Origin of the sequence: Bacteroides cellulosilyticus DSM 14838 (genome assembly GCF_000158035.1) — a bacterium.
Classification (GTDB): domain Bacteria; phylum Bacteroidota; class Bacteroidia; order Bacteroidales; family Bacteroidaceae; genus Bacteroides; species Bacteroides cellulosilyticus.
On record NZ_EQ973495.1, the window covers coordinates 712,491 to 719,870 of the forward strand.

The 7,380-nt window shown below is 44.1% G+C and carries 4 protein-coding genes; all 4 read right to left on the reverse strand.

Annotation, left to right across the window (positions count from 1 at the left end; translation table 11 throughout):
* Positions 1 to 178: 178 nt before the first annotated feature.
* Positions 179 to 1,438, reverse strand: a complete 1,260-nt coding sequence (locus BACCELL_RS24995; RefSeq protein WP_007214964.1) for an MFS transporter — start codon at positions 1,436 to 1,438, stop codon at positions 179 to 181.
* 4 nt (positions 1,439 to 1,442) lie between these two features.
* Positions 1,443 to 2,153 (reverse strand): 6-phosphogluconolactonase, encoded by a 711-nt coding sequence (locus tag BACCELL_RS25000; RefSeq protein WP_007214965.1) that lies wholly within the window; start codon positions 2,151 to 2,153, stop codon positions 1,443 to 1,445.
* Between the two features lie 36 nt (positions 2,154 to 2,189).
* Positions 2,190 to 3,131 carry an ROK family protein gene (locus BACCELL_RS25005; protein WP_007214966.1) on the reverse strand — a complete coding sequence of 314 codons (942 nt, stop codon included), beginning with the start codon at positions 3,129 to 3,131 and terminating at the stop codon, positions 2,190 to 2,192.
* Between the two features lie 128 nt (positions 3,132 to 3,259).
* Entirely contained in the window at positions 3,260 to 7,141 is a 3,882-nt protein-coding gene (locus tag BACCELL_RS25010) for a hybrid sensor histidine kinase/response regulator transcription factor (RefSeq protein WP_236100728.1), read from the reverse strand.
* Positions 7,142 to 7,380 lie beyond the last annotated feature (239 nt).

Sequence of the window (7,380 nt, forward strand, 5' to 3'; positions counted from 1 at the left end):
ATATGCGTCATGTACTGGGGTTCTGGCACAATGTTACTCCAAGAAGTTACATACGCCACAATCACTTTGGAACTCAAGGGGTTCGCTGTGCTTTCCCCCGACTTGGTGGTGCTGCATGAAGCCAATATGGCTAAAGCAGCTGCCATCATCATTCTAATCTTTTTCATAAGTATTATAATTAATCAGCTGTTTGACGAATACGTGAACCTATCAATGCGTAATAGAGCATGAATATCTCGCCCAAAAGTACAATAAACCAAGACCATCTCCAACTTCCGAGCACATCAGCCAGTATTCCCTGCAACAAAGGCAGGATGGCACCACCCACTACACCTATCATAAATACCCCGGAAGCCACAGATGTATATTTGCCCAAATGGGCTACGGACAGGGTAAAGATGGCTCCCCACATAATAGAATGGAACAATCCGACTGCCGTCAGCAACCACGGATTATTCAGAAGGATAGCCAATAAAGCAAGTGCTCCTGCCGAAACCGTAGTTACAACCAACTGCACACGAGGAGAAATCTTACTCAAAGAGCTTCCTACCAACCGCCCCACGAGCATCCCGCCCCAATACAGTGTAGCCATTAATGCCGGAGATGCATAATTCATTTCAATGGCATACAGATTGATATTGGCACCTATACAGACTTCCACGCCCACATAACAGAATATAGCACAGACTCCTAAAGTGAGATGCCGGAACGACCAGATACTCTTTTCCAGCTTCTCACCTTTCTCTATCCGAGTTCCCTGTATATCCGGCAAAGATAGTTTCATTAACAGGAAAACAATCAAAGAAATCACCACTATCAGCACCAGGAACGGAATCATTAACTGATCTATCCGGATATCTTCCATTGCCAGGCCACCGAAAACAACACCCGTAACAAAATAAGGTGCCAAAGTGGTTCCTACAGAATTGGCTGAGCCACCAATGGCAAGACGTTGAATGGCTTGCGTACCTTTCACATGGCAAGCCGTGAGATAAGGATTGATAACCACCTGCAAGATGGTAGCAGAAGCTCCCACCACAAAAGACCCCAAAAGGAAAATAAAGAAACCACCGGGAATAACATTTCCTCCAGCATGCCAGTTGGCTTCCGGAAAGAAAACCGTAAAATAAGAGGAAGCGAAAAATAATCCCAAACCAACCACCATTACCAACAGTCCGCGCATCAGCGTACCTTTATAGCCATATTTACTAATCCAGGACGACCCTACCCGACCACAGACCGGATAAGCCAGGAACCAGGAGAAGGTAATCAATGTGGCGAATGTGTTTTTCAGGCCACCCACTTCGGCAAGGAATGTTTCTTTCAGCGGTCCCTGGAACTGAGTATTGGCAGTAGTGAGGAAACCTACAATGAAGAACAGGAATACCATTGTGATAAATGGTCCCATATAGTTCACTTGTTTTTCTTGTTGTGTCATAGTATCATGTATTAAATAAAAGAAATTCGCAATTTGGGTGAAGCTGAAGTACCGATGCAGGAACTTCCGGTGTAACGGGTCCCTCCAGCATTTTCCTGACAATATCCGCCTTGTTCGCACCTTTGGCAACCAATACGATTTTACGGGCCTGCATGATGTTCCGGATTCCCAAAGTAGCACCACCCAGTTCTTTCTCCGGCGGTGTATTCGTTTCCCGTCGGATACGTTCTTCCAGTTCAGTATTCATTTGAGTCACCCATGTTTCTCCTCCTAAGGGAGAACCAGGTTGGTTAAAACCCAGATGGCCATTCTCACCCAATCCCAAAATCAATAAGTCAATGCCTCCACGGTCCTCTATTTCTTGCTGAAAAAGCTTGCAAGCTTTGTCAAAATCATCAGAGACTGTAGGTAGCATCAAGAAGTTGTCTTCTTGGATGCCCAGCATATCGATCAGTTCTGTCTTCAGCATTGTGTAACATGCACCTGCATACTCACGGGGTACATTAGTCACCTCGTCCAGTCCGAAGAATGTAACAGAAGAAACATCAAAAGGATATCGGGAATAGATTTCTCCAACCAGGCGATGCAGGTTGCCGGTAGTACGCCCTGTAGAAAGTCCGATAACACTTTCCGGCTTATTCAGAATTTCACCAATAATGCGCCATGCAGCGATACAATCAAACTCTTTTTCACTCTTTGCTATAGTTATTTTCATGAGCCCACTTTCTTATCACTAATCATTAATCACTATTTACATATTCATCGCCACTGCGCCCGCACCCAACAAACCTATAAAACCCGGGTTAAGTTTAGTGATAACCACGCCATTGGTTACAAAGCGCATCGTAGTAGGATGAAGTTTCTCCAGTATTTTCTCATGAATATATCCGTCGGACACGATGCCGCCACCCAATACCACTGTATCAGGATCAGTAACCCGTACCAGATTCATGATAAGATTTGCCAAAGCTTCCGAAGCATTTTCAACCAGAGCCACACACAAAGGATCTCCTTTCTGGCTTAGCGCAAAGACTTCGCTGATTAGTACTCGTTCTCCCTTTTCTGCCGGGATATGCAGATTGGTTTCATACCGGTTGCGAAGAAGACGGGCGCAATTATCAAAACCGATACCGGCAGCAATGGCCTCCACACAATCCATTCTTCCACAACCACACTTAATGCCAAGATTCACTCCCACACGCACGTGCCCTACCTCACCCGCATTGAAGTGACTGCCACGTATCTGCCTGCCATTGATAACCGTACCGACGGCAATACCTGTACCTACATTAATATAAATAAAGTTCTTGGATATTTGTCCGAATCCCCAGACACGTTCAGCGCGAGTGGCACTTTTCACATCATTATCTATATGGCAGGGGATACCATAAATATCCGACAATTCCTTTGCCAGCGCTATCGGTTGCGTCCGACTCGGATCAATCTGTAACCAAATGCCCTGATTAGGATCTACACGCCCTATCAGCCCGACTCCCATACCGACAGGTTTCTGGTCACACCAACCCACCGTACGGATATAATCATCGAGTGACGACTTTATGATTTCCGAAGCTGCTTGCTGGTTAAAATATCCGGAGTCATATTTCTTATACCTTAAAATATTACCATGGCTGTCCACCTCACCAATCAGTAGCTTGGTTCCACCCAAATCAAGACCTAAATAAGTTTCCATTCTTTATTGCGTTTTTAATATTGTTTACTGTCCACAATATTACGCACTATCAGGAAAACGGGAGTTGATTATCTAACAAAAAAGGTTTGATACCTGTCCGTGGTGGTTAAAAAGCTATCTTTAATACTTTAAATCTTGCTGGGACTCGTACCAAACTGCTTTTTAAAGCAAGTACTGAAGTATTTTGAATCAGAAAATCCAACCATGGAAGATACTTCACCAATCGAAAATCTTCGGGAAGCCAGAAGTTCTTTCGCCTTATTCAGACGGACAATACGGATAAAATCATTAGGTCCCTGCCCGGTCAAGGTCTTGATCTTATTATAAACGGAAGTACGACTCATGCCCAGCATACGGCAAAAGTCGTTGATAGAGAATTCTGAATTAGAAAGTTCTTCATCAATCACTTCCATCACTTTATCCATAAACTCTTTGTCCAGCTGGCTGGTATAATCCGTATCTTCCGGTGGAGTATCCATGGACAGCACCGTATCGCGAAGATGCTGCCTGTTCTGGAGGATATTCCGTATCCGGACTTTCAGGACAGAGAGGTCGAAAGGTTTAATTATATAATCATTCGCCCCGGCTTCGAGTCCGAATATGATATTCTCCCTTTCACTCAGAGCCGTCAATAGTATCACAGGAATATGGCTCGTATCGACAGAAGACTTCAGTATACGGCACAATTCATCACCTTCTAACACGGGCATGACAATATCCGAAATAATGATATCCGGATTGATCTCCCTTGCCATCTCCAAAGCCTTCCCGCCATCGGGCACTCCGATTACTTTATATTCTGATGACAAACTGTTCATCAGATACTCCCTCATATCTTTATCATCCTCAGCCAGAAGCAACACATTCTTACCGGCATCTTCCTGTTCCGGGAAGGTATCAACAGTGGGTATTTCCTGCGTATTTTCTTTTCGCTCAACAACTATCCCCGACTTTATCTTCAACGGGAATGTAACGGTAAATGTCGTCCCTTTACCTTCCGTACTGCTAAACGAAATATCACCGTGATGCTGCTTCACAATCCTCCGTGTAATCATCAGCCCGATACCTGAACCTGTTTCCTGAAAGTTCATGGCATTCTGTGCCCGATAATACTCATGAAAGATATTTCTTTGTTCTTCTTTTGGAATGCCGATACCTGTATCTTTTACTTCAATCGACCATTTCTTCTTCGTTGTTCTTACCGTAATATAGATAATCCCTTTCTCCGTATATTTCAAGGCATTCGAAAGGAGATTGTCCACAATATGATCCATCTTATCCCGGTCCATCCACACCTGCGGCATGTCCGCCTCTGCCTTCAACTGAATTTCCACTCCCTTTTGCAGGACGGCCATGTGGAACTCCGCTATCTTTTCTTCCAGATAAGCTTTGATATCGTAAGGAGAGACTTTCAGACATTCGGCATGCAGTTCCGTTTTCTGTAAGTCCAACAACTGAGTAACCATACTCAACAGTTTCTCGGCATTCTTCACAGCTACCGCCACTGTCTTCTTACTTTCTTCCGGAAGTTCCCGCTGTGCTTCAAGTTCGCTCAGAGGTGCCTTTATCAAGCTGATCGGGGTGCGTATATCATGCGCTATGCTGATAAAGGAACGTATCTTCTCCTTTACCCGGTCTTCATTGGCTTTATGCCTCCGATACTGCACAAAGATATAAACAAAGACAGAAAGCAATATAAAATAAAACAGCAATGCCCACCATGAAACCCAGTAAGGACTACTGATTACCACCTTCAGACTGCGCTCCCCTATCTGTTGCCCGGTATATTTATCGAATGCCCGTAACCGGAATGTGTATGTACCGGAAGAAAGGTCCATATAGTTCACGCTCCGCACCGAATTGGAATGTTCCCATTCTTCATTATGCCCCTCCAACATATACTCATACCTGATTCTGTGCGGAGCCGTAAAATTGATGGCAGAGAAAGAAATGGAGAATGAATTCTGGTTATAGTTCAAGCCGATCTTCTGCGTGTCGTTGATATTAGTCTTTAAAAGGGAACCTTTCATACCCGCCTTCACCGATTCATAAAGCAATTTAAAATCTGTCAGTATCAGTTCGATAGGGCCATGCTGTCCGAAGTTCAGCGAAGGAGAAAAGGTTATCACTCCCTCCGCCGTACCAAAAGCGAGGCATCCGTCGTCCAGCTTAAAGGCTGAATTAGGGTTATAATATCCCCAGGTGATATCCAGAAAATCGTTTGCGCTGATCAGAATATCGTTTGATAAGTCCAGGCAATAGAGTTCTTTTTCCGTACTGAACCAGATACGGCCATCGTTATCTTCCAACAGGCTATTAATGGAATTGGAAGCAAGACCGTCATCCGTAGTATAGGCACGCGCCTCTCCTCTATCAGGCTTGAAACGTACCAATCCTTCTCCGTCGGTGGCAAGCCATATATCCCCGGATGAAGATTGCAATAAGCATCGGATAGGATAGTGCAGGGAAATATCTCCGAACTTCTGATGCCACTGTGCTTTTCCCGTAGCTTTATCGAAAACAGCCAGACCACTACATCCTGCTATCAGTAATGAACCGTCTCTACCGGACTTCAAGTCTCCTACACAATCAATCGGATAATAGGTATAAGTATTCGTCAGCATATTGTAGCGTGTAAATTCGCCTTCAATACCACCTATCCAAAGATAATCACCTTCCGCATGGATAGCATAAATGTAATCGGTGGCCACACCCTTGTCCGAACCGGTTTTCCGTTTTTCCATCTTTTGCACCTTGCCTGTTCCCTTATGGATAGCATAAAGACCGATACCATATCCACCTACCCAGATGTTTCCTCTTGAATCTTCAGCAAGAGCCAATACAACTTTAGAACCATGCTCCGTACCATCCAGAAAGTGCTTCCATTGACGTTGTTTGTGCCGGTAAAGGCTGACTCCATTGTTTGTGCCATACCAGCAATCTCCCTCGGAATCCTGAAATATGACATTGATATGATCCGATTTCAGGGAATTAGCATTATTCTGTTCATGCTTCATTCTCCTTACATCAGGAATATTGGGGTCTAAATAGCTGATGCCATTGGTAGAGGTACTCACCCAAATGCCGCCAAATTCATCTACACAAATATCAGAAACGGTATTGCCGTTCAGACTTCTTTCATCATCTTCATTGGTGATATAATGCTTCAGAAGCCGTTCCGTAGTTCTGTCTATCTGGAAAACACCGGCACCGTCAGCTCCTATCAGCAAGGTATTATCAGGAGCCTGTGCAAAAGTGCGAATGGGAACATGGGGAATGAACTCTTTGAAAGACCGCACCTTCCTTGTCGATTTATCCACGACAAAAGCCCCGTCGGAAAAGGTACCTACAAATAATTTATCTTCGAAAGCACACAATGATTCGACATGCATTTCCGCGGGAAGAGGTATCGCTTCCTCTGAAGAAAAACCGGTTTTATTCGCTCGCTTCAACCGATAGATACCTTTATTGGTTCCGGCACAGAATTCAGTATCATCTATCTGCACAATGCAATTGACGCATTGTCCTTTCAACCCGGCAAGCAATAAGCCGGACTTTTCTTCCCAACAGTAAACCCCCGTTGACATACACAGCCAAAGGCGGTTATCCACATCAAAAAGGATATTATTCAAGACCGGAGAAGAAAGATATCCGGATGCATCGACACGCAGTTGAAAAGCATCCGTCCGATTATCGTACGCGTATATCTTTCCGTTCTTCAAGGCAATCCAGATATTCCCCGAATAATCACAGGTCATGGTAGTGGAAGACAGGATATGATCTTTGGACTCCACCGTTTCGTCCAGCTGATAGTGTTTTATTTCATTGCCGTCATACCGGTCTACCCCCATATGGGTATAGGCCCATATAAAACCGGCAGAATCTTTACTGACCTGAAATACCTGCCGGCTGCTCAACCCTTCTTTTATACTCAGGGGACGAAACGAACCGGCAAATAAAGTGAAGCATTGAAGGAGAAATATAAGTAAGGTGAAAATGTATTTTATCATAATATCGTTATTATCTGTCCGCATTACACATTTATAGGTTTCGCGGATGCAATATTAGACACAAATATAAAAAAAGTGGTTTAAAAACTATCCAAATAGGTTTGATTTCTATTACTTTTGTCCATCAAACCAATAAACCGTGATAGGCCATGCTCAGCAAGCTTAAATTAAACCAGCTCTATTTCAAAGACACGCAGTTCGCTAACCTGATGACGCGACGCATCTTCAACGTCCTTCTG

Coding starts and splice junctions, on each gene's coding strand:
- BACCELL_RS25000 (WP_007214965.1), bottom strand. CDS start 2,153: ATGAAAATAACTATAGCAAAGAGTGAAAAAGAGTTTGATTGTATCGCT.
- BACCELL_RS24995 (WP_007214964.1), bottom strand. CDS start 1,438: ATGACACAACAAGAAAAACAAGTGAACTATATGGGACCATTTATCACA.
- BACCELL_RS25010 (WP_236100728.1), bottom strand. CDS start 7,141: ATGATAAAATACATTTTCACCTTACTTATATTTCTCCTTCAATGCTTC.
- BACCELL_RS25005 (WP_007214966.1), bottom strand. CDS start 3,131: ATGGAAACTTATTTAGGTCTTGATTTGGGTGGAACCAAGCTACTGATT.